The organism is Streptomyces sp. NPDC057950 (genome assembly GCF_042887295.1).
In the GTDB taxonomy this organism is placed as follows: domain Bacteria; phylum Actinomycetota; class Actinomycetes; order Streptomycetales; family Streptomycetaceae; genus Streptomyces; species Streptomyces kaempferi.
On record NZ_JBHVPP010000063.1, the window covers coordinates 1 to 1134 of the forward strand.

The 1134-nt window shown below is 42.3% G+C and carries 1 protein-coding gene; it reads right to left on the reverse strand.

The features are described 5' to 3' along the window. Positions 1 to 1134 (reverse strand): amino acid adenylation domain-containing protein (locus ACFVTC_RS42820; RefSeq protein WP_390135261.1); only part of this gene is annotated, 1134 nt, incomplete at both ends.

Here is a 1134-nt window from a genome sequence, read left to right on the forward strand (position 1 = left end):
CTATAATCAGCGACTACGGACTGGTGAATATTTGGCAAATGATTGATACAGTGTTCTATTTCTCCCAGTTCGACACGATGTCCACGTATCTTTACTTGACTATCTTTTCTTCCAAGGAAGTCTACATATCCTTCCTGACGCATCACACCATAATCACCTGTTTTGTACAGATACCCTAATCTATGGTTGATAAAGGCGGCCTTCGTCTTCTCTTCTTCATTGAGATAACCTACGGCGACTCCTTTTCCACCAATATGCAGTTCTCCTGGAACGCCTACCGGGCATTCTTCTCCACAATCATCCAGTACGTAAATTTGTTGATTTTTCAACGGATATCCATAAGGGATACTTTTCCACTCTGGCTTCACTTCTGTGATTGGGAAATAGATGGACCATATAGAGCCTTCCGTTGCTCCACCTAACCCGATCACTTGTGCTTTTGGCATTCTTGTTTTGATTTTCTCCGGCAAACCAAGAGAAATCCAGTCTCCACTTAGCATCACCATACGTAAGCGCTCTGCTGCAGATCTCCGCACTGTGTCTTGTTTTGTGCTTTCCAGATACATATCCATAATGGCCGGAACCGAATTCCATATCGTGATTTCTTCTTCGATCATGATCTGGTGAATGCTGGCCACATCTAAGAGATCGGGAATTAATACTAACTGGGCTCCACTAATGAGTGCTCCAAAAATATCATAGACAGATAAATCAAAGCTCATCGATGATAGGGCAATGATTTTATCTTCGCTGCCTACTTTGAATCTCTCATTAATATCTAATAGTGTATTCACTACTGCCTCATGGGTGATCACAACACCCTTAGGCTGTCCAGTACTTCCTGACGTATAGATAGCATAGGCTCTATCCTGCTGGCAGCCTTCTAGCGATTCCAAGGCACCATCGTTATAGGTGGAAAGGTTCTCTTTTTCATATAAATCCGGATGAATCATGAGCTTGATATCACTATGTTCCACGATATATTCTATTCTTTCCTCAGGATGTTCCGGGTTCACAGGAATATAAGCATGGCCGGCTTTTAAAATACCCACCGTATTTACAATGGTCTCGATTCGTCTCTCTGCCCAAACTCCAATATAAGAATTGTGCGCATAGTTTTGTTCTGCTAAATAG